Here is a 25,879-nt window from a genome sequence, read left to right on the forward strand (position 1 = left end):
GGCTATTTCGGCTGGATCCCGAGGGACATTCCGGCCAGGCCGCGGGGCTTGGCATTGAGCTTTCCCGCGATGGCCTGAAGTGCCTGTGCAGCAGCCGTCTCCGGAGCCGTCAACACCACGGGGCGGCCAGCGTCGCCGCCTTCGCGCAGACGGATGTCCAAGGGGATCTGTCCCAAAAGCGGAACGTCGGTCCCGACGGCGGCGCTCAGCCGCTCAGCCAGCACCCGCCCGCCGCCGCTTCCGAACAATTCCATCCTGCCGCCGTCGGGCATCTCCAGGAAGGACATGTTCTCCACGACGCCGGCAAGCTTCTGGCCCGTCTGCGTTGCGATGGTTCCGGCCCGCTCGGCAACGTCGGCTGCCGCGGCCTGCGGGGTGGTCACCACGAGGATTTCGGCGTTGGGAAGCAACTGTGCCACCGAGATCGCGATGTCGCCCGTGCCCGGTGGAAGGTCCAGGAACAAGGCATCCAGATCGCCGAAATAGACATCCGTGAGGAATTGCTCCAGGGCGCGGTGCAGCATGGGCCCCCGCCAGGCCACCGCTTTGTTCCCGGAAACGAACATGCCAATGGAGATCACCTTCACGCCGAAGGCCACGGGCGGGAGGATCATGTCGTCCACCCGGGTGGGCTGCTGCGTGATTCCCATGAGCGCCGGAACGGAGAAGCCGTGGACATCGGCGTCGACGATTCCCACGCGCAGCCCCTGCGCTGCAAGGGCGCACGCAAGGTTGACCGTCACGGAGGACTTGCCTACACCGCCCTTGCCGCTGGCCACGGCGAAGACCTTCGTCAGGGAGCCCGGCTCGTTGAAAGGTATTCCGCGTTGCCCGCCTGCGCCTCGCAACTGTTCCTTGAGGGCATCGCGTTGCGCTTGTGTCATGACCTTGAGCTCGACATCGACGGCGGTCACGCCGGGAACCCGCGTCAGGGCCGCGGTGGCGTCGGCCGTTATGGTTTCCCGCAGCGGGCAGCCGGCGATGGTCAGCAGCACCGCAACCCGGACGGTTCCGTCCGGACTGGCCTCTACCGAATCCAGCATCCCCAATTCCGTGATGGGCCGGCGGAGTTCGGGATCGATGACGGTTGCCAAGGCAGCGTTGAGGGCCTCGACGGATGGTGTGCTCATGGGGTGGGTGTTCAGCTTTCGGGCTGGGCGGGGGGGACCGGGTTCCGCGTTGGCGACGTGCCGACGGCCGAGAGGTCGGGTTCGGATTGGCTGGCGCTGGAATGCGCCGGATGGATCTTGGGGATCTGCTGGGTGGGAGGATTGCGCTGTTTGTTGCGCTTGTCCTTGATTTTGTCCTTGGCTTTCTCGCCGTTGTTGGAGCCGCCGGAATTGTTCGGCCCCAACTCTTCCTGCGCTTCGAGCAGATCCGACAGCAGCGAGCGGAGTTCGGCGCGCACGTAATCCCTGGTAGCGACCTCGCGCAGGGCGATGCGGAGAGCCGCGACCTCACGGGTCAAGTATTCGGTGTCAGCCAGATTGCGCTCGTCACGGGCCCGGTCCTGCTCGATTGTCACGCGGTCTCTGTCGTCCTGGCGGTTCTGGGCCAACAGGATCAGGGGCGCGGCGTAGGAGGCCTGTGTGGAGAAGAAGAGATTGAGGAGGATGAACGGGTAGGGATCCCACTGGAAGCCGAACAAGCCAATAACGTTGAACGCGATCCAGACGATCACGAAGATCGTCATGTAGAACAGGAAATTCGCCGTACCCATGTAACGGGCGAAGCGTTCGGCAAACCGGCCGAAGGCATCGGGATCGCTGCCGAAATTCGGCAGCATGCGGGAACGCAGCTCGAGCGGGGTGTCCAATCCTCCGCTGGTGGGCTTCTCAGCCAATTCGGCCTCCTAGTTTCCTGATCGGGGCTCCGTCTTCGTGGGTTCGCCAGTCGTCCGGGAGCAAATGGTCTAGGAGGTCATCAACAGTCACCGCCCCTACGAGGCGGCCGGCGCTATTTACGACCGGGAGGGAGTTCAGGTTGTAGGAGGCCATGGTGTGGCTGACCTCGCTGACGCTGGCGTGATCGGAAACCGGCTCCAGGTTCTTGTCCACGATGCTGCCGAGCTGTTCGGGTGGGGCGCTGCGGAGCAATTGCTGGATATGCACGACGCCGAGGAATCGTCCCGTGGGTGTCTCCAACGGCGGGCGGCAAATGAAGATGGCCGAGGCCAGGGCGGGGGAGAGCTCCTCGCTGCGCACATGGGCAAGTGCCTCGGCCACCGTGGCTTCCGGTGGAAGGATGACGGGAACCGGGGTCATGAGGCCGCCGGCGGTGTCCTCGTCGTACTGCAGGAGCCTGCGGACATCGTCAGCCTCGTCGGGCTCCATCAGGAGCAGTAGTTCCTCGGCCTTGGCGGAAGGCAGGTCAGCCAACAGGTCTGCGGCGTCGTCCGGGTCCATTTCTTCCAGGACGTCGGCTGCGCGTTCGTTGTCCAAAGCGGACAACAGCGTGACCTGGTCTTCTTCCGGCAACTCCTGGAGTACATCGGCGAGGCGTTCGTCCTGCAGCTCGCTGGCCACTTCGATCCGTCGTTTGTCCGACATCTCCTGGAGCGCGTCGGCGAAGTCGGCCGGCTTGAGGTCCTCGTGGGTGGCGACGAAGTGGCTTGCACCTTGGGGATCGTTCTCGGAGCCCTGCAGCGTGTCCGCCCAGTCCACCAGGAGGGTATGGCCGCGGCGCAACCCCCGGAGCCTGGACGTAGACGTGCCGCGTCGAATGAAAAGCTTGGAGACGAGCCAGTCACCGTTGCGCTGCTGGTCCATGGCGATGTCTTCGATGATGGCGTCGCCGCTGCCGTCCTTGAGGGTCACCTTGCGGTCAAAGAGCTCGCCGACCACTAGTTGCTCGGCACCGCGTTGCTGGAAGCGCCGCAGATTGACCAGTCCGGTACAGATGATCTGGCTCTGGTCCATGGACGTCAGCCTGGTCATCGGAACGAAGACGCGCTTCTTGCCCGGAACTTCGACGACGATACCCACTGCGTGCGGGGCCCCGCGCAAGCCGCGCGAGAGCACCACGACGTCGCGCAGCCGGCCCAGGCGATCGCCGAGGGGGTCGAAAACGTCGAGGCCGAGCAAGCGCGCAACAAAGATGCGTGAAGGATTTGTGCTCACCCTTACAGGCTACCGAGTCTGCTCTCTTTTAGCTGAATTTCAGCCGGTTCACATGTGTATGGGACAGAATGGGGGTATGGCGAACATTTTCGGTGCCCCTAAGGCCACGGAGGAATCCCGCAGCGTCCCTAAAGGCGACACCGTGGGCTCTTACACTTCCTATCTCGATGCCCAGAAGGCGGTGGATTATCTTGCCGACCAGCAGTTCCCCGTCCAGCATGTCTCCATTGTCGGAAACGACCTCAAAATGGTGGAGCGGGTTACGGGACGGCTCAGTTACCCCAGGGTCGCCTTGTCCGGAGCCCTGAGCGGTATGTGGTTCGGCCTGTTCGTGGGCGTCATGCTTTCGTTCTTCACCCCGGCCGGTGGCCCCTTCTCGATTGTGACGTCGGTCCTCATGGGTGCTGCATTCTTCATGCTCTTTGGGATCGTCACCTACGCAGCACAGCGCGGGAAGCGGGACTTCACCTCCACCAGCCAGGTAGTGGCGACGAACTATGACGTCATTGTCGCCTTGGAGGCATCCCACGAAGCCCGCCGTCTCCTTCACCAGTTGCCGATGAATCCTTCCGAGGCAGCCTTCGGGCGGCCGCCGCAGGCCTACACGCCGCAGGACTACCGGAACCCGCCGGCGCATCCCGGTGCACCGCAGGGTCCGGCCCCGGAGCGCCCGGCGTCTTGGCAGGATCCGTATGGCCAGCGTGGACCGGAAGCCGGACAGGCAACCGCCGGCGAGCCCGCCCAGCCTGCTGCGGACGCCGCGGCCCCGGCTGCGGCCGCGCGGCCGACCGCCGGCGTGCGCTACCCGGACCTTCCCGACGGCCGTCCGCAATACGGCGTGCGGGTGAACGAACCAGGAAACGGCGAGCAGACCGGAAATGGTGAGGATCCGGCCAAGCAGTAGTTATAGTCCGCGCTAAGCGGTACAATATTTGGTACCACTATACGAGCGAGGGAGTTAAGCAATGGCAATAACTGCGTCAAAAGCCAGAGCGGAGCTGTTCCCGCTTATCGAGCAGGTCAATGCTGATCACACAGCCATTGAAATCGTGTCCAAGAAGGGCAGCGCCGTCCTGATGTCTTTGGCGGATTATGAGGCCTTGGAAGAAACGGCCTACCTGTTGCGAACACCCGCGAACGCGGCTCACTTGCTCGAAAGTATTGCCCAGCACCGCGCCGGCACGGCATCCCGGCGAGAATTGGCTGAATGAATATCCTCTTTACCGACAAGGCGTGGGGCGACTATGTCTATTGGATCGGTACGGATAAGGCGATGACCAAACGCATCAATTTGCTGATCAAAGACTGCCAACGTGACCCTTTTGAAGGCATTGGCAAGCCTGAAGCACTCAAACATCAGCTTGCTGGGTACTGGTCCAGGCGAATTACCGAAGAGCACAGACTTGTCTACGCTGTCGAACCGGATCAGCTCGTCATCATCGCGGCCCGCCACCATTACTAGGGCAACCCAAAGCAAAAGAGGAGGGCTACCGGATCAATATCCGGTAGCCCTCCTCATGCGTTCTGCCTCAGTGGTTACGCTTCGGCGTCCTGGTAGATGCCGGCCATCCAGGACTCGACGTCGTCAGCCTTGCGGGGGAGCGCGGCGCTGAGGTTGAGGGGACCGTCTGCCGTCATCAGGATGTCGTCCTCGATCCGGACGCCGATTCCGCGGTATTCCTCCGGAATCGCGAGGTCCTCTGCCTTGAAGTAGAGCCCGGGTTCGATGGTGAACACCATGCCCTCGGTGAGTACGCCGTCCAGGTAGAGATCACGCTTGGCCTGGGCACAGTCATGGACATCCAGGCCAAGGTGGTGGCTGGTGCCGTGCGGCATCCAGCGGCGGTGCTGCTGGCCTTCGGTGCTGATGGCTTCCTCCACCGAGACCGGCAGCAGGCCCCACTCGGCAAGGCGTTCTGCGAGGACCGTCGTGGCGGCCGTGTGGATGTCGCGGAACTTCACGCCCGGCTGGGCCGCGGCGAATCCGGCGTCGGCTGCGTCGAGGACAGCTTCATAGACCTTGCGCTGGACGTCCGAGAACTTTCCGTTGACCGGAATGGTACGCGTGACGTCGGCGGTGTAGAGCGAATCTGCCTCCACACCGGCATCGAGCAGCACGAGTTCCCCTGCGTTGACCTTGCCCGTGTTCCGGGTCCAGTGCAGCACCGTGGCGTTGTTTCCGGCGGCCGCGATGGTGTCGTAGCCGAGCTCGTTCCCTTCCTCACGGGCACGCGCGAAGAAAGCGCCTTCGATGACGCGTTCGCCGCGGTGGTGGGTCATGGCGCGGGGGAGGGCTCGGACGACGTCGGCGAAACCCTCCACGGTCGCGGCCACGGCGATCTTCATCTGCGCGATTTCCCAGTCGTCCTTGAGCAAGCGCAGCTCCGAGAGCGCCTCGCTGAGTAGTTCGTCCAGTGCATCGAGTTCGCCGAGGTCCAGGTTCTCCGGATCCTTGGCGGTGTTGTAGCGGGCCGTGTCCACGAGGGCATCAATGTTCTCGTCGACTTTGCGGACCAAGCGGATGGAGATGCCACCGATTTCCGGGGCACCCACGTTCTTGGTGATGGCCATCTCGAGTTCGTCGAGGTGCGCCGTCCTGAGTCCGAGGCGCGCTTCGAATTCTTCGAGCGTCGGACGCGCGCCGATCCAGAACTCACCGGATCGCGAGTCGGCGTAGAACTGTTCCGTGTCCCGGCCGGCCAGCGGACGGAAGTAGAGCGTGGCGAGGTGGTTGCCGCCGTCGTCGCCGGTTCCTTCCTCGACAGGTTCCAGGACCAGCACGGCATCGGGCTCGTGGTCCAGGCCCAAGCCCGTGAGGTGGGCGAAGCCGGAGTGGGGGCGGAAGCGGTAGTCGCAATCGTTCGAGCGGACCTTGAGCGGGCCGGCCGGTAGGACGAGGCGCAAGCCCGCGAACTTGTCGGAGATGGCCCGACGACGTGTGGCGGCGCGGTCTGCGACAGCGTCACGTGCAGGGGTCACCTGCGGCGCGGGCGCCCAATTGCTGGCCATGAACGCCTTGAAGGCATCGGATGTGGGCCGCTGGGAGCGGTTGTTGACGCGCTCCTCCAGTGGCTGGGAGGCTGTGGTTTCACCGTTTTGGGTGTTTTCTGCATCGTTCACCGTCCCATCGTCCCATCAAGGCCGACACTAGGCCAACGCCGAAACGGTCCAAGCCGTCCCTCATCAAATACGCTTGGAAAGTGAAGATCGACCTGCACGCGCACTCCAATGTTTCCGACGGGACCGAGGCTCCCGCGGGAGTGATCGCTTCCGCGTCTGCTGCAGGTCTGGATGTGGTGGCCCTGACCGACCATGACTCCACCGACGGATGGGAGCAAGCTTCTGTCGCGGCCCTCGAATGCGGGGTGGCCTTCGTACCGGGGATAGAGATCTCGTGCCGCACCCGGGAGGGGATCAGCGTCCATCTGCTCAGCTATCTCCACGATCCGGCGCACCCCGGCCTGCTTGAGGAGATCACCAAGGCGAAAGACGCAAGGCTCACCCGCGCCAAGCGGATGGTCACGCTCCTGGCCGAGGATTACCCCTTGAGCTGGGACGATGTCATCCATCATGTGGCTCCGGGCGCCACCGTGGGCCGGCCCCACATTGCCGACGCCCTCGTGGCCGCCGGTGCGGTGGCGAGCCGCTCCGAAGCGTTCACTGCCATCCTGACCTCGCACTCGCGTTATTTCGTGCAGCACTATGCACCGGACCCGGCGCTCGCCGTCGAACTCGTCCGGGCAGCGGGCGGTGTCCCCGTCTTCGCGCATCCGGTCGCCTCGGCCCGCGGCCGGGTGGTCGGGGAACGGACTTACCGGGAAATGATCGACGCCGGCCTGCTCGGGCTGGAAGTGGAGCACCGCGACAATCCCGAGGAAGGCCGCGTGTTCCTGCGGCGACTGGCTGCCGAACACGGTTTGTTCATGACCGGATCGTCCGACTACCACGGAACCGGCAAACCCAACCTGCTCGGGGAGAACCTGACGTCCCCCGACGTCCTGGCCCGCATCGAGGAGCTGGGCACGGGTAGTTCGGTAGTCCGCTAGACGGGGTAGAAAGTGGCCTTGCCGTCCAGGCGCTTGCGCATCACATCGATGGCCGGGGCGTTCTGGTCCACGCACACGAACCTGCGGTCGAGTTTCGCCGCGACTGAACCGAGCGTGCCGGAACCCGCGAAGAAGTCGAGGCACCAGTCTCCTGGCCGGCTCGATGCCGTGACGATCCGCCGGACCAGGCCTTCCGGCTTTTGGGTCGGGTAGCCGGTCTTTTCCTTGCCGGTCGGGGAAACGATGGTGTGCCACCAAACGTCCGTGGGAAGCTTCCCCAGTTCGCGTTTGGCCGGAGTCACGAGGCCCGGCGCCATGTACGGCTCGCGGTCGACCTCGGCGTTGTCGAAGTGGTACTTGGCGGGGTTCTTGACGTACACGAGGATGTTGTCGTGCTTGGTGGGCCAGCGGTTCTTGGCGCGTGCGCCGTAGTCGTAGGCCCAGATGATCTCGTTCAGGAAGCACTCCCGGCCGAAGATCGAGTCCAGCATGACCTTGGCATAGTGGACTTCGCGGTAGTCCAGATGCAGGTACAAAGTGCCGTCGTCGGCGAGGAGGCGCCAGGCCTCCACAAGCCGGGGTTCCAGGAAGGACCAGTAGTCGCTGAACGCGTCGTCGTAGCGGTGCAGGGCGCCCTTGATGGTGTCATACGAGCGTCCCTTGAAGCCGACGCGGTCTCCGTCGCCGTCGGCGTTGCGGACCATGCGCGTTTCCTGGCGGCTCTGGACCCGGCCCGTATTGAAGGGCGGGTCCACGTAAATCAGTGTGAAGGCGCCGTCCGGCAGCGTCGGGAGGAAATCCGCGTTGTCCGCGTGAACCACCAAGTTGCTGCCGTCCGGCGCCCAAACAGTGTCAGTCATTGAGGCCGTTAAGCCTCGGTGCTCTCGCCGGAGGCACCGGAAGCCGAGACCACTTCGCCGTTGCGGCGGCGGGTGCGGGAACGGCGTGCGCGGGCGGGCTTGTCCGAGCCCTCGCCGGACTGCGGCTCGGCAGACTGGGCCGTTGCCTCAGCGGGGGCTGCTTCGCCTTCGGACGTACGACGGCGGCGCGTGCGGTTGCGGCCGCCCTCACCGTCGCCGTCGCGGGCCGGAGTCTCAGCGGACTTGGGACCGCGGCGTGCACCCTCCCGGCCACTGTCACGGCCGGAGCGTCCACGACCGGAATCGCCGCCGGAACGGGAGTTCTTCTTGCCGGTCTCGCCCAGGTCCTCCAGGACCTCGGCGTCGACGCCCGCAAGCGTGCGCTGGTTGCGGGGCAGGCGGCCCTTGGTGCCTTCCGGAATATCCAGGTCGGCGAACAGGTGCGGGGACGAAGAATACGTCTCCACGGGCTCGGGAGAGCTCAGGCCCAGGGCCTTGTTGATGAGGGCCCAGCGGGGGACGTCGTCCCAATCGACGAATGTGACCGCGGTGCCCTTGTTGCCGGCACGGCCGGTGCGGCCAACGCGGTGCAAGTAGATCTTTTCGTCTTCGACACACTGGTAGTTGATGACGTGCGTGACGTCGTCCACGTCGATGCCACGGGCGGCGACGTCCGTGGCCACCAGGACGTCTACCTTGTTGTTGCGGAAGGCGCGCAGGGCCTGCTCGCGGGCACCCTGGCCGAGGTCGCCGTGGATGGCCGCGGCAGCGAAGCCGCGATCGACGAGTTCCTCGGCTACCTTGGCGGCGGTGCGCTTGGTCTTGGTGAAGATGATGGTCCGGCCGCGGCCGCGGGACTGCAGGATGCGGGCGACAACCTCGATCTTGTCCATGCTGTGGGCACGGTAGATGAGCTGGCGGATGTCGCGCTTGGTCAGGCCTTCGTCATTCGGGTCTGCGGCACGGATGTGGGTGGGCTGCGTCATGTAGCGGCGGGCCATGGCAATGACCGGTCCGGGCATGGTGGCCGAGAAGAGAAGCGTCTGGCGGACGGCGGGAGTGCCGGCAATCAAAGTCTCGACGTCCGGAAGGAAGCCGAGGTCAAGCATCTCGTCCGCTTCGTCGAGGATGACCATGCGAACGTTCTTGAGGTTCAGGTGCTTCTGCTTGTAGAGGTCGATCAAACGGCCGGGCGTGCCGACAACAACCTCGACGCCCTTCTGCAGGGCTTCGATCTGGGGCTCGTAAGCGCGGCCGCCATAGATGGTGGCGATACGGGCGTTGCGCTTCCGGGATGCCGTCTGGAGGTCGTTGGCCACCTGGACCGCGAGTTCGCGGGTCGGAACAATCACGAGAGCCTGGGGTGCACCCGGGACAGCGAGCTTGTCGTGACCGGCGTCGCCCGGTCCGACGACGCGCTGCAGCGCAGGAATGCCGAAGCCGAGGGTCTTTCCGGTACCGGTCTTGGCCTGGCCGATGATGTCGTGACCGCCCAGGGCCACCGGGAGGGTCATGGCCTGGATGGGGAAGGGATGGGTGATTCCGGCGTCGGCGAGGGACTCGACGATGTCGGCGCGGACGTTGTAGTCGGCGAAGGACTTTTCCGCGATCTCGTGGGGTGTTTCGTCCGAGGAAATGGTTTCCTCGGGTTCGATCGTTTCGGTTCCGTCTGTCAGAACTTCATGGGTGTGCAATTCACTCACAGTGGAGTTTTCCTTATTCATTTGGGCTGCGCTGCGTGCTCAACGGTTGTGGCAGGGCCGTTCCGGAGCACGGACGGGCGCAAGCAAATCCAGTGGAAGCCGATCGCGGGCTATCTAAATACTGGCACTGGGGACCAGCTGGTGTATCTCAAGATCGCGTAGGGGCGGGCTTGTTGATGTCAAAAAATTAACTGAATCAACGACCGGGCATCCATTACTACTCACACAGTCTAGCGTCTGGGTGCAATAAACCCCGGATCGCGGCCGCGGTCCTGTGAACTGATTGCGCTACTGGAGCAGTTCGAAGGTGATTTGGCGGGTGGCAATGTCCGCGTCAAGCAGTTTCACGCGGACCTTCGTACCGGACTCCATTTCGCCATCGCAACGAGCGGTGACCGCCGGCTCGGCGATCTGGACGATGCCGGAGGGGCCGTGGGAGTTGCCGTTCCCATTCCCATTCCCGTTGTGGCCGTTGGTGCTGTTCCCGTTCCCGTTTCCGTTGTTCTTGGCAGGCTTCGATCCGGAAATCACCACGGCGTCGAATTCCTGTCCGACGTGGTTCACCAGGAGTGCGGCCTCCACCGTGTCCAAGGCGAGGCGCTCCATTTTGGCGGCAAGCTGGTCGGATGACGCCATGATCTCCGGCAGGCTCGGCAAAGCATCCCGGGCCCATGCAGGGATCTCCGTTCCGTTGCTCAGTGCTTCGCAGATGACCAGGACAAAACGATCGACCAGCCGGCGCAAAGGCGCAGTGGTGTGGGCATATGGTGCGCCGATGGCTGACTGCATGACGCTGCCCGGTACTTCGCCGTCGAAAGGCGTGTATCCGGCGCCCCGGAAAAGCAGCCCCGCGGAATGGAGAATGGCCAATTGCCGGGGGTCTTTGCCGTCGAGGGTCCGTAGGTACTCGCCGTAGCTGGTCCCCTCGGTCCAAGGCTTGCCGAGTGCCCCGGCCTGCCGTTTGAAATGGAGCAGCGAGCGCTCATCGGGAGCGGGCATGGTGCGCAGGATTCCAACCTTGCCGTCGAGCATCAGCTGGGCCGCCGCCATCCCGGTCATGAGCGAAATCTGGGCGTTCCAGTCCTCGACGGGCAGCGAGGGAGCTGCGACGATCCTGTACCCCCCGCCGTCGGGCAGTTGGACGATTTCTTGTTCAGGCATGTTCAGGCTCGCTCCGCCGCGGCGGCGTTCGAGTTCCACCCGTTTGAGCCCGACCTCCTTGAGCAACTGCAGGACGGGATCAGCTGTCCCGGAATCGATCGCGGACTGGACGCCCTTGTAGTTGAGCTTGGCGCGGCTGCGTACGCTTGCCCGGCGAACTGAGACGGTGCGGAACTCTGCTTCGGCATCGAGTTCGAAGTCCCACACGAACGCTCCGCAGTCCTGGCCCGCCAGCAGGCTTCCGGCGTGCTCGCTGATGATCTCGGGGTGCAGCGGTATGCGGCCGTCCGGCGCATAGTACGTCTGTCCCCGGTGGCGGGTCTCGGCGTCGAGCGCTCCTCCCGGTGGCACAAAGGAGGGCACATCGGAGATGGCGTAGAGAACCCTGTAACCATTCCCGGACCGCTCAATGAAGAGGGCCTGGTCGAGATCCGTGGAAGAGGCCGGGTCGATCGTGATGAACGGAACGCCCGTGAGGTCCTGCGCCGGCAGCCTGTGTCCTGAAACCGCGGCCTCCGCGTCGCGCAGTGCTTCAGCGGGATAACCCGCGGGCAGCTCGAGTTCGGTCCGAAGCGCCGCCAGTGCTTCCGCGAGCTGGTTCGACGTTTCAGAGACGTTCGGGGCTATGCGCTGATGTGACACGAAAGTCAGGGTAACTCCAAAATCTCCCGGCGTCTCGCTAGGCCGCCGCTGCGTCCAGTGCGGCCAGGAGTGCCTGGGCTGCCGCCGTCGGATCCTCGGCCTCGGTGATGGCGCGGACCACAACAATGCGGCTGGCGCCGGCCCTCACTACCTCTTCCACGTTGCTGAGATCGATGCCGCCGATCGCAAACCAAGGAAGCACTACGCCGCCGACGGTCTCTTCGTCTGCCTGCTTCACCGCATTGGCAGCGTACTTCACCAGATCGAGCCCGACGGCGGAGCGTCCAGGCTTGGTGGGCGTGGCCCACACAGGCCCGACGCAGAAGTAGTCCAAGCCGCTCCGGCCAGGCGACGCGGCGATGGCTGCGTCAATCTGCTCCGGCGTGTGCGTGGAGAGGCCGATGATGGTGGGGTCGTGGAGCAGCTTCCGGGCCGAGTGCAGCGAAATGTCCTTTTGGCCGATATGGAACACCGGTGCGCCGGCGAGGGACGCTACGTCGGCGCGGTCGTTGACTGCCCAGAGCCGGCCCTGACGGTGCGCCACGGATTGCAGGATCTCCAGGAGTTCCAGTTCCTCTGCCGCTTCGATGGTCTTGTCGCGCAGCTGGATGATGTCCACGCCGCCCTCGAACGCGGCATCGACAAACTGCTCAAAATCACCCTGTTGCTTGCGGGCGTCGGTGCAGAGGTAGAGGCGGGCGGTGGTGTGGACATCGTGCTGGGTCATGGAAACAGAGTAGTTCCTCTAAACTGGGCTGGTACCGCGGGAGCCGCGGCGGCAGTCACAATCGCCGCGCGGCTGAGAGGGCTTCAGCGCCGACCGCTTGACCTGATCCGGCTAGTACCGGCGTAGGGAAGGACTCCATGGACGAAGTAAACACCCAGCACGGGCCCCTGCACACAGACGTGGCGGTGATCGGGGGCGGCGTCATTGGCCTGGGCATTGCGTGGGAAGCCCGAAGGTCGGGCCGCTCGGTTGTCCTGATCGATCCCGCGCCGGCCAGCGGCGCTACTTTCGCGGCGGCGGGGATGTTGGCACCCGTCAGTGAACTGCACTACCAGGAAGAGGACCTCCTGGAGCTCATGCTCGAATCGTCGGCGTTGTGGCCGGACTTCGAACACAATGTGACCGGCTCACGAACCGGACGCAGCACGGGTTACCGGACGACGCCGACCCTCGCCGTCGGTGCGGACGCAGCGGACCGCCGGGCGCTCGCCGATCTTCGGGACGTCCAGCTGGCCCATGGCCTGGTGGTGGAATCCGTGCCGTTGCGCGAAGCACGGGAGCGTGAGCCGCTCTTGAGCCCGCAGATTTCCTGTGCCTTCGACATCCCGGGCGACCACCAAGTGGATCCTCGCCGGCTTTCGGCCGCGATTCTAGGCGCGCTGGCGGAGCACCAGCCCGGCGATTCGAGCTGGATTCCGGGGGCCGAAGGCGGTTTCGCGGTCCGGGACACTGCGGCGGGCCTCCTGTGGGAGGACGGGCGCGCCGTCGGGGCCGTGCTCGGCTCAGGCATCGAAGTGCTTGCCACGGAAACGGTGGTAGCCAACGGACTCGATGCCGCCCGCGTGAAAGGACTGCCGGATGGATTGTCGCTCCCGTTGCGTCCCGTCTACGGCGACATACTGCGGCTGCGCGTCCCGGACCACCTGCAACCGCTGGTCACCGCCACGGTCCGGGGAATGGTGCGCGGAGTGCCCGTCTACATCGTTCCCCGCGATGACGGGACCGTGGTGATCGGCGCGACGCAACGTGAGGACGGATTGTCGTCGTCCGGGGGATCGGCCAACCCGGTGTCAGCCGGCGGCGTCTACCAATTGCTCCGCGACGCCCAGGTATTGGTTCCGGCCGTTGCCGAGCTGGAACTCCTCGAAGCAACTGCCCGGGCCCGTCCGGGCACCCCGGACAACGCACCGCTGCTGGGCCGCGTCGAAGGTCGGGAAGGAACCGTGCCCGGCCTCATCGTGGCCAGCGGCTTCTTCCGCCATGGCGTGCTCCTCACTCCGGCAGCGGCAAAAATCTGCGTTGGACTCATGGATGGCACCGCCGATCCCCGGTGGAACAAATTCCGCCCGGACCGCTTCTCCCGCCCGCACTCAGCAGCAAGGGCTTCCGCAGACGGCCCATCCGCCGATACCTTAAATCCCCTTCTGAAGGACCACGCATGAACATCAAATTGAACGGCGCAGACCACACGCTGAGCGACGACGCTTCCGTCACCACCCTCGTCAGCCACATCACCGGACGCGTTGTGGATTCCAGCGGCCAAGCGGCCGACGGACGCAAGATCGGCGTCGCCGTCGCACGCAATTCCGAAGTGGTGCCGCGCAGCCAGTGGGCTGCCACCGCGCTCGCAGAGGGCGATGAACTCGAAATCGTTACCGCAGTACAGGGAGGCTGAACCATGACCACAGCAAGCACTCACGAAGCAGGCACCCGAACCGATGCCCTGGTGATCGACGGTGTTGAGTTCGGCTCGCGCCTTATCATGGGAACCGGCGGAGCTCCGAGCCTAGACGGCCTCGGGGCAGCCTTGCTGGCTTCCGGCACCGAACTCACTACCGTCGCAATGCGGCGGTACTCACCGACGGAAACCGGTTCGCTGTTCCAATTGCTCGTAGACCACGGCATCCGTGTCCTGCCCAACACCGCCGGCTGTTTTACCGCCAAGGATGCCGTCATGACAGCCGAGCTAGCCCGGGAGGCATTGGAAACGGATTGGGTGAAGCTCGAGGTCATCGCCGACGAACAGACGCTGCTGCCTGACGCCGTGGAGTTGGTGGATGCGACGGAGAAGCTGGTGGACCGCGGCTTCAAGGTCTTCGCCTACACCAACGACGACCCCGTACTTGCGCTTCGCCTGGAGAACCTCGGGGCAACTGCGGTGATGCCGTTGGGCGCGCCTATCGGCACCGGCCTGGGCATCCTGAATCCCCACAACATCGAGCTGATTGTGTCCCGCGCTTCGGTGCCGGTAGTGCTCGACGCCGGCATCGGCACCGCGTCCGACGCCGCACTGGCCATGGAGCTCGGCTGCGACGCCGTGCTGCTGGCCACCGCGGTGACCCGCGCGCAGAATCCGGTGCAGATGGGCGAGGCCTTCAAACACGCGGTCATCGCCGGTAGGCTGGCGAAGCAGGCGGGCCGCATCCCGCGCAGGGAACACGCCCTGGCCTCCTCGGCCATGGAAGGCCGGGCCGAGTTCCTCTAGCGGCCGACGCTGGCCGCTCCGGGGATTCCTGCGAAGATTCCGCGTCTGTGAAGGAGCCCCGAATGGCCGGCAAGGACGACATTCTTTCCAGGTCCACTATTGACGACGCCCTTGCGGAGCTGCCGGACTGGCGGTATCGCCAGGGCGCCCTCGTCACCGCCTACAAGTGCCCGACGTCGGCTGCCGCACTCGAGTTGATTGCCGCCGTCGGGCGCATTGCCGAACAGCAGAACCACCACCCGGACCTGGACTGGCGCTACAACCGCTACACGTCCCACGATGCCGGGAGCGAGGTAACGCAGCGCGACGTCCGGGCGGCTAAGAGCGTCAGCGAAGCGGCCGCGGAAGCCGGGGCAGTTGCCAAACCGGAAGCCACGCCATGAGCCGTATCTGCAGATAGAGCCGCAGCGCTGGTTAGAGCCTCAGCGCCGCGGTCAGCTGGGCGGTGTCGTGCCGCTTCCGATGGCGGCCCAGGAAGTAGGACGCCACGGCGGCCGCCACGGTCCCCAGAATGATGGGCAGGACCCACGGGATCCACGTCACGCCAGGCTGGTAGCCAAAGCCAAGTTGGATGAAGATCACCCAACTCAGCATGGCGACGGCGACCGAAACGCCGGCGGGCAGGGTGATTCCGTACGTTCCACGGTGTTTGTCAGTTCCCCAGACAATGAAGCCTGAAGCGATGGTGGCTAGCGCCACGATGACAAGTGAGAGCATGCGGACTCCTGGCTCGCTGGTGTTCTTGCCTGTTGCTTAGAGGGCGCCGAAGCCGACCCGGCGTACTTCCTCGGCGCCGATCTCCACGTATCCGAGGACATTGCCGGGAACGATGACCTGTCGGCCCTTTTCGTCGGTCAGGCGCAGGTCCGTGCCGTTGGCAATGGCCTCGCTCACGATCTTGGCAACAGCCTCGGCGTCGAGAGCGGACTCAAGCGCGATCTCACGGCCAACATTCTGAATGCCGATCTTTACTTCCACAGCGGGGCCTCCCAGCCAATCAAAAAAATACTCAGTCCTCTATTTGTAGTCTAGGACTCTTTCGGGAAGCGACTGATTCCGCGCCAAGCTAAACGGTAGATCAGGTCGCTGGCGACATCGAGGTCCAAATCGCCGTCGGTTTCGAGCCAATACCGCGCGCTGACCTGCGCCATTCCCGCCAGGCCCCGGCCCAGCAGCTGGGCCTCCAGCGGGGGCAGCTTGGTGTCTTCGGCGATGACCTTGGCGACGGCGTCGGCGAAGGTGCGGTTGAAAGTCTCCAGCCGGGAGCTGACGTCCGGGTCGTTGATGAGATCGGATTCGAAGACGAGCCGGTGGGCTTGGTCATCGCCCGCGATGAAACGGTAGTAGGCGCGCATGACGGCCTGGACGCGCTCCTTGTTGTCCGACGTCGAATTCAGCGCCGTGAGCATCTGGTCCGTGAGCGTGGCCAGGTGGCTGTCGAGGAGGGCCATGTAGAGCTCCCGTTTCGACGGGAAGTGTTGGTACAGCACCGGCTTGCTGACATGGGCGGTCTCGGCGATTTCGTCCATCGCCGCACCATGGAAGCCGTTGGCAACGAAAACTTCCAAGGCGGCATTCAAGAGCTGGGCCCGGCGCTCATCGCGTGGCAACCTGGCCGAACGGGGCGAACCGGTCCGATCTTGCCTGACCTGCGCCTCTTGTTTGATACGTGCACTCTCGGCCACTTGTCTGCCGCCTTTCCCCTTGCAGTTATGACCACAATACTGCGCAGTAATATGACCGGGCGGCACCTGCGGGGATACTTTGAAGTATGGCCACTACTTTTGCTGCCCAAACGTTGCCGTCTTCGCTGCCGCCACTCGTGGAACCGGCCGCGGGACTGACCACCGAAGAGGTGGAACGCTACTCGCGCCACCTCATTATTCCCGAAATCGGAGCGGCCGGTCAGCGTCGGCTCAAGAATGCCAAAGTCCTCGTGATCGGAGCCGGCGGACTGGGCTCTCCGGCGTTGCTCTACCTCGCCGCCGCCGGGGTGGGGACGCTCGGAATCGTGGACGACGACGACGTCGACCTCAGCAACCTGCAACGTCAGATCATCCACCGCGTGGGCGATGTGGGACGGCCGAAAATCGAATCGGCGCGTGACGCCATCAAGGAACTCAACCCGCTCGTCAGCGTGCAGCTGCACAACGTGCGCTTGGACTCCTCCAACGCTTTGGAGATTTTCTCGGGCTACGACCTCATCCTGGACGGCGCGGACAACTTCGCCACCCGGTACCTGGTCAACGATGCTGCCGCGATTCTCGGCAAACCGTACGTCTGGGGATCCATTTTCCGCTTCGACGGCCAGGTCAGTGTGTTCTGGGAGAAGCACGGACCCAGCTACCGCGATCTCTACCCGGAGGCCCCTCCCGCCGGCTCGGTCCCGTCCTGCGGCGAAGGCGGCGTGTTCGGCATGCTGTGCGCCGCTGTCGGCTCGCTCATGGTGACCGAGGCAGTCAAGCTGATCACCGGCGTCGGGCGCTCCATGCTGGGGCGCGTGGCGCTCTTCGACGCGCTCGGCGGCAGCTGGCGCGAAATCAAGGTTTCGAAAGACCCGGAGGCCGAGCCGATCACCGAATTGACCGATTATGAGGCTTTCTGTGGCATCACCCCTGCGCCCGCAAGCGACTCGGTTCCGACCGTCACGGCCACTGAACTTTCCGGAATGCTCGAAGCCCGCGCAGCGGGGGAACGCGACTTCGAACTGGTGGATGTCCGCGAGATCGGTGAACACGAGATTGTGAGCATCGACGGTTCGGTGCTCATCCCGCAGGGACGCATCCTGGCGGGAGAGGCCTGGACGGAACTCCCGCAGGACAAAGAGATCGTCTTCCACTGCAAGGGAGGTACCCGTTCCGCGGCTGTGCTCGCGGCTGCACAGCGTGCCGGCTACACACGCGTGAGCCACCTCGACGGCGGGATCCTGGCGTGGGTGCACGACGTCGAGCCAAACAAGCCGGTTTACTGACCCCACAACGCCCGTGAACACGAAAGGTCCCGATATGAGCGAGGAATCCATGACCACACCGCAATATCCCATCGGATCGGGCTTCGGCCATGGCTCCACGGCATCTGACGTTGTGGCGGGGTTGGACCTTCACGGTAAGACGGCAATTGTCACGGGCGGCTATTCCGGGCTCGGCCTGGAGACGGTGAGGGCGTTGTCCTCCGCTGGCGCCCGGGTCACGGTTCCCGCCCGGCGTCCCGAACATGCCAAGGAGGTCCTCGACGCGGCCGGCCTGGCGAAAGTGACCGTGGAGGGCCTGGATCTCTCCGATCAGCAAGCAGTGAAGGATTTTGCGGCACGCTTCCTGGAATCGAACCCAACGCTGGACATCCTGATCAACAACGCGGCGATCATGGCCAGCCCGGAACAACGTGTGGGTCCGGGCTGGGAATCGCAATTCGCCACCAACCACTTGGGCCATTTCACGCTTCTCAACACGTTGTGGCCCGCGTTGGCAGCTGCCGGCTCGGCCCGCGTCGTGTCCTTGTCCTCCACGGGGCACAAACTCTCGCCCATCCGTTTCGAGGACCTCAACTTCGAGAACGGCTACGACAAATGGAAGGCTTACGGCCAGGCGAAGACGGCCAACGCACTGTTCGCCGTCGAGCTTGACCGTCTGGGGCGCTCCTCCGGGGTGCGGGCCTTCGCGGTCCACCCCGGCGGCATCATGACCGAGCTCCAGCGCTACCTGCCCCGCGAAGAGATGGTCGCGGCGGGCTGGATGGACGACGCGGGCAACGTCAGGGAGGGTTTCAAGACTCCGGAGCAGGGAGCCGCCACGTCCACCTGGGCAGCCACGTCCCCGGCCCTGGCAGGCATGGGCGGGGTGTATTGCGAAGACTGCGACATTGCCAAGCCCACGGACCCGGCTTCGCCGCTCGCCCGGTACCAGGGAGTGGATGCGCACGCAGTGGACCCGGAAGCCGCAACGAAGCTGTGGGCCGTGTCTGCCGAAATGACGGGCGTCAACGCGTTCGCCTAGGGCGGGGTCGCGGAAGCTAGGCGCTTTCAGCCTGCTGAGGTGCTTGGCGGTGGTCCACGGGGCACTCTGCTGCGGGTGACGCAGCCGGCTGCTCCACCTGGATGCCATACAAGGCCTCGAGCGCGGCCACGTACTCGTCTTGCTGGCCGTTTGCGGCGAGTTCGCGTGCGCGGACCGTGGGGATGTGGAGCAATTGCTTGACCATGCGGCGGAGCGCGAACTCGACCTCTTCGGCCGCGGCGGTGCAGCCGTGCCGGGCCCGGACTTTCTCCATCTCGGCGTCGAGCACGTTCATGGTGTGTCGGCGCAGCGCCACAATGGCCGAATCGACGGACCGGGCTTCGCGCTCCTGCTCGAAGGCTTCTGCCGCGCCGGAAACAATGGTGCTCGCTTGTGCCAGCGACTCCGCTTGTTCCTGGGGCGCCGCGAGCCGCACGGATTCGAGCGTCAGGAGCTCGACGCCGTCGAGCTCGCCCACTGCGGGGTCGAAGTCGTGGGTGAGGGCGAGGTCGATCGCGATGAGGGTCTGGGTGGACACAGCGCGGACCTTTGCGAGCTCTTCGGCCTCAACGCGGGTGTCCGATCCGCTGCAACCGATCATGACATCGGCGGCAGCGACGGCGGCAGGGAGGGTTTCGGCGTCGAGCGCGGTTCCGCCGCGAGTTGCCACGAAGGCCTCGGCACGGCCGGAAGACGAGTAGACCGAGACGTCGGTGCAGCCGCGATCGCGAAGCAGCGACATCGTGGCTCCGGCGTAGGCCCCGGTACCGAAGACAACTACCTTCTTGGTGCTCCAGTCGGCATTCTCGGAGAGGTCGGTGGCGAGGTCCAGCGCAACTGAAACGATGGACAGGCCCCGCGAACCGAGTGCGGTCTGGGCTCCGACGTCCTTGGCCGTCTTGGAAGCGGCCTGGAACAAGCGGACCAGTCCGGAACTCGCGGTTCCTTCGTGCTGGGCAGTGATGAGAGCGCGACGCACCTGGCCGGCGATTTCGCGTTCGCCGACGACGGCGGAGTCCAATCCGGCGCTGACGGCGAAGAGGTGCCTGCTGACCTCAGGGCCGGTGCGGGTGCTGAAGGCGCGCGAGACGAGTTGCTCGTTGAGTCCGCTCAGGCCACTGATCTGCGAGACGAGCGCCGAGCGGGCCGCTTCGAGATTCTCTGCGTGCGGCGTTTCGCCGTAGATTTCGTAGCGGTTGCAGGTGGCCAGGACCACGGCGCCGGAGACAAGTTGGGAATCGGCCAAGGCGGACGAGGCAACCTCGGATGAACCGTTGCTCAACTGAGCGACGGTCTCAAGATCGATGTCGGCGTGTGTAGCCACCAATGAGAAAAGAACCACAGCAAAGCAATCATAGCTTTTTCGGCGCCATGTAGAACAACGCGGGTCAGTGGTTCTCCGCACTGCCGGGAGTGATGCCCGTCACCACGGATGGTGGGGGACAGGCTGTCGTTATCTTTTGGCCCCGATCTTCGGCACAATCGAAGGCATGACTTCCAGCTCCGCACTGCCTCATTCTGTGCCGGCCAACGGCACTTCCGGCACCGCCGCCTCAAGCCTTGATGCAAGCCACCCGCTGATGGATGGCCGCACCGCAGACTCCCCGCTGATCCAGGCGTACCGCGGAGGCAAGCCGTCCCGCCGTCCGGTGTGGTTCATGCGACAGGCAGGCCGCTCGTTGCCGGAATACCTCAAAGTCCGTGAAGGCGTGGCGATGCTGGACTCCTGCCTGCGTCCCGAACTCGCCTCCGAGATCACTTTGCAGCCGGTTCGCCGCCACGACGTCGACGCGGCAATCTTCTTCTCCGACATCGTCATCCCCCTCAAGCTGGCGGGCGTGGGCGTGGACATCGTCCCCGGGGTCGGGCCCGTCCTGGACAAGCCGGTCCGCACCGCCGCTGACGTAGCAGCCCTGCCGCAGCTGACCTGGGAAGCCCTCGAACCGATCCGCGAGGCCGTGCGCCTGACGGTCGCTGAGCTCGGCACCACGCCCCTGATCGGCTTTGCCGGCGCGCCGTTCACGCTCGCCGCATACATGGTGGAAGGCAAGCCTTCCCGCGACCACCTCGGTCCGCGCACCATGATGCACGCCGATCCGGAAACCTGGACCGCCCTGGCCAATTGGGCAGCCGACGCCTCCGGCATGTTCCTGCGCGCGCAACTGGAAGCAGGCGCCTCCGCAGGGCAACTGTTCGACTCCTGGGCAGGTTCCCTTGGCCTGGCCGACTACGCCAAGTACGTTGCACCCGCCTCGACCCGCGCCCTTGACCACGTCCGCCACCTCGGCGCGCCGCTGGTCCATTTCGGTACGGGAACGTCCGAGCTGCTCGTCGCGATGCGCGATGTCGGCGTGGACGTCGTCGGCGTGGACTACCGACTGCCTCTTGACGAGGCAAACCGACGGTTGGGCGGCACCGTGCCCTTGCAGGGCAACATCGACCCCGCGCTGCTCTCCGCGCCGTGGGAGGTCCTGGAAGCCCATGTCCGCGAGGTGATCGCAGCAGGTTCCGCGGCCCCGGGCCACGTCCTGAACCTCGGCCACGGCGTGCCCCCGGAGACGGACCCCGCGGTCCTGACCCGGGTAGTGGAACTCATCCACTCGATCCCGGCAGGATAGCGAACATGAGCCGCGGGCACGCGCAGTCCGAGCAAACACGGTCCGAACACGCACTTCCCGGGCATTCAGCAGCCGGCCTTGCCGCCGTCGTGGTGGGCGGCGGCATTTCCGGCCTGCTCGCTGCCCGGGGACTGGCCAAGGCCGGATTCGGTGTCACCGTGCTCGAAGCGAGCGACGCGTGGGGCGGTTGCGTGGGAAGCCACACTGTTGGCGGCCTTGGGCTGGACAGCGGAGCCGAGTCATTCGCCATGCGCTCCACGGCCGTGGCCGATCTAGCCCGCGATCTTGGGCTCGGTGGCAACATCGTGGCGCCGCATCCTGGGGGTGCCTGGGTGCAGTTGCCGGATGGCCCGCAGGAACTGCCCAAGACCGGGGTGCTCGGAATTCCCGCGAATCCCTGGGACCCCGAGGTCCGCCGCTCCTTGGGCTTCGCAGGCTCCTTGCGGGCCTCGCTTGACCGCTACTTGCCCACATCGGTGGGCAGCTCTGCCGACGTCACCAGCGTCGCAACCTTGGTGCGGGCGCGGATGGGCAAGCGGGTGCTCGAACGGCTCGTCGCACCCGTCGTCGGCGGAGTGCACTCCGCCGATCCGGGACTGCTCGATGTCGACATGGTGGCCCCCGGCCTGCGCGCGGCATTGCGGAAGCACGGATCGTTGGCCGCGGCCGTGGCCAGCCAGCGCGCAGCCGGTTCAGGACAAACTGCTTCAAAGCAAAACGGGACCGGACCGGCTAAGGCCGGATCCGCCGTCGGCGGCTTGAAAGGCGGAATGAACACCTTGGTCTCCGCCCTCGTGGCGGAGCTGCGTTCGCAGGGCGTCGCCCTCGTTTCCGGCGCCCGCGTGGATGCGATCAGCCGCACTGAAAGCGGTTGGCAGGCCAGCGCTGCGGGCACAACGTACGACGCCGTGCGGCTGGTGGTGGCGCTCGACGGTCCGGCCGCCGTCGGGTTGCTGGAGGGGGCGCTTCCGGAGCTGTCCGCGCTGCGCCCCGCCGCGGGTCCCTTGGTGAGCCTGGTGACCTTGGTGGTGGACGTGCCTGAACTGGACCGTCGTCCCCGCGGCACCGGCATTCTCGTCGCCCCGCAGACCGCCGGGATCGAGGCGAAAGCGCTCACGCATGCCACGGCAAAATGGGATTGGCTGGCGGAAGAAGCCGGACCCGGTACGCACGTGCTGCGCCTGTCCTATGGACGCGCCGAAGGGGCGGACGCCCCTGGATCGGCGGCTGCACAATCCGTCGCCTCACTCAATGACGATGCTCTGCTCGACGCTGCGCTCCGCGACGCCTCGACCTTGCTGACCGTGCCGATTGTCCGCGAAGACGTGCTCGATTGGGACGTCGTCCGCTGGGCGGGTGCCTTGCCGTTCGCCGCCGTCGGTCACAAACAGCGCGTTGCCGAAGTGCGCCGCATCTGCTCCGAAGCCGACGGCTTGACCGTGGTGGGAGGCTGGCTCGCCGGAAACGGCCTGGCCGCCGTGGTTGCGGACACCTCTGCGCAAATCGACGCAGTTTTGTGAAATGCATCACTTCTACGTCTCGTAGAAGTGATGCATTTCGACTTAGCGGCATCGACGGGGCAGACTTGTACCATGAGCCACACTTCTGCCGAATCTGTCACTAAAACTGCCGAATCCGAAGAGCAGTTCTTTACGCTGTGGACCGTGTTCAAGCGGTCGGGCGATGTCCTGCGCAGCGCCGACGCTGTGCAGGATTTCGAGCAGCTGGCTGCCAAGCTCGCCGAGGACGGCGTGGTCCTCCGCGGAAGCTACGACGTCTCCGCCATGCGCTCCGACGCCGACATCATGGTGTGGCTCCACGGCGCCAAGCCTGAGGCCCTGCAGCAGGCCGTCCGCGACATCCGCCGCAGCGCGCTCTTCGTAGGCACCGAGATCGTCTGGTCCGCCATGGGCGTCCACCGCGAAGCCGAATTCGCCAAGAACCACGTTCCGGCCTACGCCCGCGGGGTCGAGCCCAGCACCTGGCTGTGCGTCTACCCCTTCGTCCGCTCCTACGAGTGGTACATCCTGCCGGCCGAAGAGCGTGGAAAGATGCTGCGCGATCACGGCATGCTGGGCCGCGACTTCCCCCAGGTCATCTCCAACACCGTGTCCTCCTTCGCCTTGGGCGACTGGGAGTGGATCCTCGGCCTGGAAGCACCCGAACTCGTTGACCTGGTGGACCTCATGCGCCACCTGAGGGCCACCGACGCCCGCAACCACGTTCGCGAGGAAATCCCGTTCTACACCGGCCGCCGCATCACCGCCGCGGAGATCGCCGAGGTCCTCGCGTGAGCGGCCGCCACTCCGCGGGCCCGGCCAGCCTCACCGAGGTCAATGACGTCACCGAGGCCGGACGCATGGCTCCCAAAGAGTACGACGCCGTCCTCCTCGCCTCCTTCGGCGGGCCGGAAGGCCAGGACGACGTCATTCCCTTCCTTCGCAATGTGACCCGTGGCCGCGGCATCCCGGATGAGCGCCTCGAAGAGGTGTCCCACCACTACCGCGCTTTTGGTGGCATCAGCCCCATCAACCAGCAAAACAGGAACCTCAAGGCCGCCCTCGAAGCGGAGTTGGCATCGCGCGGCATCAGCCTGCCCGTGCTGTGGGGCAACCGCAACTGGGACCCCTACATCCCGCAAACGCTCCAGGAAGCCTACGACGCCGGCCACCGCAAGCTGCTGATGGTCACCACGAGCGCCTACTCCTGTTACTCCAGCTGCCGCCAGTACCGCGAGGACATCGGCATCGCGCTGACCGAGACCGGCCTCGACGGCAAACTCGAAGTGGACAAGGTACGCCAGTACTTCGACCACCCAGGTTTCGTCGAGCCCTTCGTGGAAGGAACGGCTGCAGGACTTGCTGAGGTCCAGGAGAAACTGGCAGCGGACGGCCTCCAGGGCGCGCCGGTGCACATCCTGTTCGCGACGCACTCCATTCCGACCCGTGACGCCGAGGCCGCCGGACGTTCGGACGGCGAGCCCCGCGACTTCGAGCAGGACTCGGCCTACGTGGCACAGCACCTGGCTGCCGGCGCCGAAGTTGTCCGGCGGGTTGAATCCGAATCCGGGCTCACCGCGCCGTGGTCCTTGGTGTACCAGTCCCGCTCGGGCGCCCCGCACGTTCCGTGGCTTGAGCCGGACATCAACGATGCCATCGAGGAACTGGCTGGCCAAGGGATCAAGGGCGTCGTGATCGTACCCCTTGGCTTCGTCTCCGACCACATGGAAGTGGCCTGGGACCTCGACACCGAGGCTCTGGAAACGTGCAAGAACCTCGGGCTCGCCGCAACACGGGTTCCCACGCCTGGAACCCACCGCAAGTTCGTTTCCGGCCTGGTGGACCTCATTTGCGAGCGGACGGTGGCCAACAACATCGCCGATCGCCCCGCCATGACCGGGCTGGGCCCGTGGTACGACATCTGCCGTCCGGGCTGCTGCGCCAACTTCCGCGGAGAGAAGCCCACGATTGCGGGTGCGGACACCACAGTCGGCACCGGACACGATGCCTACCCCGCAGGAGAAAGCGCGAAATGACCGTTCGGATCGGTACCCGCGCGAGCAAACTCGCGCTCACCCAGAGCCAGCAGGCCGCGGACCAGCTGGCCGCCGTCGGTGGCTTTCCCGTTGAACTGGTGCGCATCAAGACTGAAGGCGATGTCCGGACGGGTTCCCTGTCCCAGATGGGCGGCACCGGAGTGTTCGTCGCCGCGCTTCGCGACGCGCTATTGGAGAACGCTTGCGACGTTGCTGTGCACTCCTTGAAGGATCTCCCCACGGGCGCGGCACTCGGACTCACCATCGCCGCAACGCCCAAGCGCGTCGACGTCAGGGACGCTTTGTGCGCCCGTGACGGGCTCAAGCTGGCGGACCTTCCGGCCGGCGCCAAGGTCGGCACCGGATCGCCGCGTCGCGCCGCCCAGTTGCGCGCCGCCCGCCCGGATCTCGACGTCGTGGACATCCGCGGCAACGTGGACACCCGGCTGGGCCGTGTTCCGGGGCTCGCCGGGAATGCAGAAGACGCACCCGGCGACCTCGACGCCGTCGTCCTCGCCGCCGCGGGACTGGAACGGATCAGCAGGCTCGACGTCGTGACGGAGTTCTTTGAGACCGACATCATGCTTCCTGCCCCCGGACAGGGCTCGCTCGCGATCGAGTGCCGCACGGCCGACGCACCCGGGCAGTCCGGCTCCGGTGAAGGTTCCCAGGGGGCACTCGCCCAGGCCCTGGCCGCGCTCAACGACGAAGACACCCGGCTTGCCGTCACTGCGGAGCGGGCCGTCCTGGCCCGCCTCGAAGCCGGCTGTGCTGCGCCCGTGGGCGCCTACGCTTACCGCAAGGGCAGCATGCTCTACCTGGAAGCGGTCGTCTGCGCTGTGGACGGGAGTAAGTCGGTGCGTGAGAAAAAAGCCACGGACGGGCTCACTGAGGTGGGCGCCACGTTGCTGGGAATCGAAGTCGCCGAGCTCCTGCTTGCCGCGGGTGCCGCGGACATCACAGATCTTGCAGCTTCCCGATAACCGGAGCC

General features: G+C 65.3%; 27 protein-coding genes and 1 riboswitch. Of the genes, 15 read left to right on the forward strand and 12 right to left on the reverse strand.

The window, feature by feature from the left end; translation table 11 throughout:
• Positions 1-2: 2 nt before the first annotated feature.
• The 3 genes from QRN51_RS19345 to QRN51_RS19355 are packed head-to-tail and all read right to left on the reverse strand — an operon-like array spanning position 3 to position 3,119.
• Complete coding sequence (locus tag QRN51_RS19345; RefSeq protein ID WP_284991441.1) at positions 3-1,130, reverse strand: Mrp/NBP35 family ATP-binding protein; 1,128 nt, start codon at positions 1,128-1,130, stop codon at positions 3-5.
• Positions 1,131-1,141: 11 nt separating this feature from the next.
• Positions 1,142-1,786, reverse strand: coding sequence for a DUF1003 domain-containing protein (locus QRN51_RS19350; protein WP_284991442.1), 645 nt, complete (start codon positions 1,784-1,786; stop codon positions 1,142-1,144).
• A gap of 49 nt (positions 1,787-1,835) precedes the next feature.
• The gene (locus tag QRN51_RS19355; protein ID WP_236812034.1) at positions 1,836-3,119 is read right to left on the reverse strand and encodes a magnesium transporter MgtE N-terminal domain-containing protein; all 1,284 of its coding nucleotides are present in this window, start codon (positions 3,117-3,119) and stop codon (positions 1,836-1,838) included.
• Between the two features lie 76 nt (positions 3,120-3,195).
• On the opposite strand from QRN51_RS19355, the gene QRN51_RS19360 reads away from it, so the two are divergent.
• From QRN51_RS19360 to QRN51_RS19370, 3 genes are all read left to right on the forward strand, one after another.
• Positions 3,196-4,023, forward strand: coding sequence for a YflT domain-containing protein (locus tag QRN51_RS19360; RefSeq protein WP_284991445.1), 828 nt, complete (start codon positions 3,196-3,198; stop codon positions 4,021-4,023).
• Positions 4,024-4,084: 61 nt separating this feature from the next.
• A complete protein-coding gene (locus QRN51_RS19365) occupies positions 4,085-4,330 on the forward strand; it encodes a type II toxin-antitoxin system Phd/YefM family antitoxin (protein WP_284991448.1) in 246 nt (81 codons plus the stop codon).
• Positions 4,327-4,581, forward strand: coding sequence for a Txe/YoeB family addiction module toxin (locus QRN51_RS19370; RefSeq protein WP_284991450.1), 255 nt, complete (start codon positions 4,327-4,329; stop codon positions 4,579-4,581). Before QRN51_RS19365 ends, QRN51_RS19370 begins: the two co-directional genes overlap by 4 nt.
• Positions 4,582-4,655: 74 nt before the next feature.
• On the opposite strand, the gene QRN51_RS19375 is transcribed toward QRN51_RS19370, so the two are convergent.
• Positions 4,656-6,239 (reverse strand): aminopeptidase P family protein, encoded by a 1,584-nt coding sequence (locus tag QRN51_RS19375; protein WP_284991452.1) that lies wholly within the window; start codon positions 6,237-6,239, stop codon positions 4,656-4,658.
• A gap of 80 nt (positions 6,240-6,319) precedes the next feature.
• Between QRN51_RS19375 and QRN51_RS19380 the strand changes: the two genes are divergently transcribed.
• On the forward strand, positions 6,320-7,165 hold the full coding sequence (locus tag QRN51_RS19380; protein ID WP_284991454.1) for a PHP domain-containing protein: 846 nt from the start codon (positions 6,320-6,322) through the stop codon (positions 7,163-7,165).
• Here QRN51_RS19380 and QRN51_RS19385 read toward each other — a convergent pair.
• The 4 genes from QRN51_RS19385 to thiE all read right to left on the reverse strand — a co-directional run bounded on the left by QRN51_RS19385 (position 7,162) and on the right by thiE (position 12,258).
• A complete protein-coding gene (locus QRN51_RS19385; RefSeq protein WP_284991457.1) occupies positions 7,162-8,025 on the reverse strand; it encodes a DNA-methyltransferase in 864 nt (287 codons plus the stop codon). The two genes, QRN51_RS19380 and QRN51_RS19385, sit on opposite strands and share 4 nt — an antisense overlap.
• Before the next feature lie 8 nt (positions 8,026-8,033).
• A complete protein-coding gene (locus tag QRN51_RS19390) occupies positions 8,034-9,728 on the reverse strand; it encodes a DEAD/DEAH box helicase (protein ID WP_284991460.1) in 1,695 nt (564 codons plus the stop codon).
• Positions 9,729-10,016: 288 nt separating this feature from the next.
• Positions 10,017-11,531: an RNB domain-containing ribonuclease gene (locus tag QRN51_RS19395; RefSeq protein ID WP_284991463.1), complete on the reverse strand. Its 1,515-nt coding sequence runs from the start codon at positions 11,529-11,531 to the stop codon at positions 10,017-10,019.
• A gap of 37 nt (positions 11,532-11,568) precedes the next feature.
• Positions 11,569-12,258 (reverse strand): thiamine phosphate synthase, encoded by a 690-nt coding sequence (thiE, locus tag QRN51_RS19400; RefSeq protein WP_284991466.1) that lies wholly within the window; start codon positions 12,256-12,258, stop codon positions 11,569-11,571.
• A gap of 26 nt (positions 12,259-12,284) precedes the next feature.
• A riboswitch (TPP riboswitch) is annotated at positions 12,285-12,404 on the forward strand.
• Between thiE and thiO the strand changes: the two genes are divergently transcribed.
• The 4 genes from thiO to QRN51_RS19420 all read left to right on the forward strand — a co-directional run bounded on the left by thiO (position 12,396) and on the right by QRN51_RS19420 (position 15,126).
• Positions 12,396-13,700 (forward strand): glycine oxidase ThiO, encoded by a 1,305-nt coding sequence (thiO, locus tag QRN51_RS19405; protein ID WP_284991468.1) that lies wholly within the window; start codon positions 12,396-12,398, stop codon positions 13,698-13,700. Its footprint overlaps the riboswitch before it by 9 nt.
• The gene (thiS, locus tag QRN51_RS19410; protein WP_269992862.1) at positions 13,697-13,933 is read left to right on the forward strand and encodes a sulfur carrier protein ThiS; all 237 of its coding nucleotides are present in this window, start codon (positions 13,697-13,699) and stop codon (positions 13,931-13,933) included. Before thiO ends, thiS begins: the two co-directional genes overlap by 4 nt.
• Before the next feature lie 3 nt (positions 13,934-13,936).
• Positions 13,937-14,743, forward strand: coding sequence for a thiazole synthase (locus QRN51_RS19415; RefSeq protein ID WP_284991470.1), 807 nt, complete (start codon positions 13,937-13,939; stop codon positions 14,741-14,743).
• Between the two features lie 62 nt (positions 14,744-14,805).
• Positions 14,806-15,126, forward strand: a complete 321-nt coding sequence (locus QRN51_RS19420; protein ID WP_284991472.1) for a 4a-hydroxytetrahydrobiopterin dehydratase — start codon at positions 14,806-14,808, stop codon at positions 15,124-15,126.
• A 31-nt stretch (positions 15,127-15,157) separates the two neighbouring features.
• Here the strand turns inward: QRN51_RS19420 and QRN51_RS19425 are convergent, their stop codons facing one another.
• The 3 genes from QRN51_RS19425 to QRN51_RS19435 are packed head-to-tail and all read right to left on the reverse strand — an operon-like array spanning position 15,158 to position 16,311.
• On the reverse strand, positions 15,158-15,460 hold the full coding sequence (locus QRN51_RS19425) for a hypothetical protein (RefSeq protein WP_284991475.1): 303 nt from the start codon (positions 15,458-15,460) through the stop codon (positions 15,158-15,160).
• 36 nt (positions 15,461-15,496) lie between these two features.
• The gene (locus QRN51_RS19430; protein WP_059387503.1) at positions 15,497-15,721 is read right to left on the reverse strand and encodes a DUF3107 domain-containing protein; all 225 of its coding nucleotides are present in this window, start codon (positions 15,719-15,721) and stop codon (positions 15,497-15,499) included.
• A 50-nt stretch (positions 15,722-15,771) separates the two neighbouring features.
• Positions 15,772-16,311, reverse strand: a complete 540-nt coding sequence (locus tag QRN51_RS19435) for a TetR/AcrR family transcriptional regulator (protein ID WP_441432517.1) — start codon at positions 16,309-16,311, stop codon at positions 15,772-15,774.
• 203 nt (positions 16,312-16,514) lie between these two features.
• Here QRN51_RS19435 and moeB point away from each other — a divergent pair, with 203 nt between their 5' ends.
• On the forward strand, positions 16,515-17,714 hold the full coding sequence (gene moeB, locus QRN51_RS19440; RefSeq protein ID WP_284991478.1) for a molybdopterin-synthase adenylyltransferase MoeB: 1,200 nt from the start codon (positions 16,515-16,517) through the stop codon (positions 17,712-17,714).
• 34 nt (positions 17,715-17,748) lie between these two features.
• Positions 17,749-18,735, forward strand: a complete 987-nt coding sequence (locus tag QRN51_RS19445; protein WP_284991481.1) for an SDR family NAD(P)-dependent oxidoreductase — start codon at positions 17,749-17,751, stop codon at positions 18,733-18,735.
• Between the two features lie 16 nt (positions 18,736-18,751).
• On the opposite strand, the gene QRN51_RS19450 is transcribed toward QRN51_RS19445, so the two are convergent.
• The gene (locus tag QRN51_RS19450) at positions 18,752-20,077 is read right to left on the reverse strand and encodes a glutamyl-tRNA reductase (protein ID WP_284991484.1); all 1,326 of its coding nucleotides are present in this window, start codon (positions 20,075-20,077) and stop codon (positions 18,752-18,754) included.
• A gap of 148 nt (positions 20,078-20,225) precedes the next feature.
• Between QRN51_RS19450 and hemE the strand changes: the two genes are divergently transcribed.
• From hemE to hemC, 5 genes are all read left to right on the forward strand, one after another.
• Complete coding sequence (gene hemE / locus QRN51_RS19455) at positions 20,226-21,353, forward strand: uroporphyrinogen decarboxylase (protein ID WP_284991485.1); 1,128 nt, start codon at positions 20,226-20,228, stop codon at positions 21,351-21,353.
• 5 nt (positions 21,354-21,358) lie between these two features.
• Positions 21,359-22,873, forward strand: a complete 1,515-nt coding sequence (gene hemG / locus QRN51_RS19460; RefSeq protein WP_284991486.1) for a protoporphyrinogen oxidase — start codon at positions 21,359-21,361, stop codon at positions 22,871-22,873.
• Positions 22,874-22,945: 72 nt separating this feature from the next.
• A complete protein-coding gene (hemQ, locus tag QRN51_RS19465) occupies positions 22,946-23,647 on the forward strand; it encodes a hydrogen peroxide-dependent heme synthase (RefSeq protein WP_284991488.1) in 702 nt (233 codons plus the stop codon).
• Between the two features lie 65 nt (positions 23,648-23,712).
• Positions 23,713-24,888, forward strand: a complete 1,176-nt coding sequence (locus QRN51_RS19470) for a ferrochelatase (RefSeq protein WP_284991564.1) — start codon at positions 23,713-23,715, stop codon at positions 24,886-24,888.
• Positions 24,885-25,871, forward strand: coding sequence for a hydroxymethylbilane synthase (hemC, locus tag QRN51_RS19475; protein ID WP_284991490.1), 987 nt, complete (start codon positions 24,885-24,887; stop codon positions 25,869-25,871). The genes QRN51_RS19470 and hemC overlap by 4 nt, the downstream gene beginning before the upstream one ends.
• Positions 25,872-25,879: the final 8 nt, after the last annotated feature.

It is taken from the genome of Arthrobacter sp. efr-133-TYG-120 (genome assembly GCF_030209785.1).
Classification (GTDB): Bacteria; Actinomycetota; Actinomycetes; order Actinomycetales; family Micrococcaceae; genus Arthrobacter.

Bases quoted from the DNA above. Each gene is read 5' to 3' on its own strand.
- QRN51_RS19470 (WP_284991564.1), top strand. From the start codon at position 23,713: ATGGCTCCCAAAGAGTACGACGCCGTCCTCCTCGCCTCCTTCGGCGGG.
- thiS (WP_269992862.1), top strand. From the start codon at position 13,697: ATGAACATCAAATTGAACGGCGCAGACCACACGCTGAGCGACGACGCT.
- QRN51_RS19415 (WP_284991470.1), top strand. From the start codon at position 13,937: ATGACCACAGCAAGCACTCACGAAGCAGGCACCCGAACCGATGCCCTG.
- QRN51_RS19425 (WP_284991475.1), bottom strand. From the start codon at position 15,460: ATGCTCTCACTTGTCATCGTGGCGCTAGCCACCATCGCTTCAGGCTTC.
- QRN51_RS19350 (WP_284991442.1), bottom strand. From the start codon at position 1,786: ATGCTGCCGAATTTCGGCAGCGATCCCGATGCCTTCGGCCGGTTTGCC.
- hemQ (WP_284991488.1), top strand. From the start codon at position 22,946: ATGAGCCACACTTCTGCCGAATCTGTCACTAAAACTGCCGAATCCGAA.
- thiO (WP_284991468.1), top strand. From the start codon at position 12,396: ATGGACGAAGTAAACACCCAGCACGGGCCCCTGCACACAGACGTGGCG.
- QRN51_RS19360 (WP_284991445.1), top strand. From the start codon at position 3,196: ATGGCGAACATTTTCGGTGCCCCTAAGGCCACGGAGGAATCCCGCAGC.
- moeB (WP_284991478.1), top strand. From the start codon at position 16,515: ATGGCCACTACTTTTGCTGCCCAAACGTTGCCGTCTTCGCTGCCGCCA.
- QRN51_RS19445 (WP_284991481.1), top strand. From the start codon at position 17,749: ATGAGCGAGGAATCCATGACCACACCGCAATATCCCATCGGATCGGGC.
- QRN51_RS19345 (WP_284991441.1), bottom strand. From the start codon at position 1,130: ATGAGCACACCATCCGTCGAGGCCCTCAACGCTGCCTTGGCAACCGTC.
- QRN51_RS19385 (WP_284991457.1), bottom strand. From the start codon at position 8,025: ATGACTGACACTGTTTGGGCGCCGGACGGCAGCAACTTGGTGGTTCAC.
- hemC (WP_284991490.1), top strand. From the start codon at position 24,885: ATGACCGTTCGGATCGGTACCCGCGCGAGCAAACTCGCGCTCACCCAG.
- QRN51_RS19420 (WP_284991472.1), top strand. From the start codon at position 14,806: ATGGCCGGCAAGGACGACATTCTTTCCAGGTCCACTATTGACGACGCC.
- QRN51_RS19365 (WP_284991448.1), top strand. From the start codon at position 4,085: ATGGCAATAACTGCGTCAAAAGCCAGAGCGGAGCTGTTCCCGCTTATC.
- thiE (WP_284991466.1), bottom strand. From the start codon at position 12,258: ATGACCCAGCACGATGTCCACACCACCGCCCGCCTCTACCTCTGCACC.
- hemE (WP_284991485.1), top strand. From the start codon at position 20,226: ATGACTTCCAGCTCCGCACTGCCTCATTCTGTGCCGGCCAACGGCACT.
- QRN51_RS19370 (WP_284991450.1), top strand. From the start codon at position 4,327: ATGAATATCCTCTTTACCGACAAGGCGTGGGGCGACTATGTCTATTGG.
- hemG (WP_284991486.1), top strand. From the start codon at position 21,359: ATGAGCCGCGGGCACGCGCAGTCCGAGCAAACACGGTCCGAACACGCA.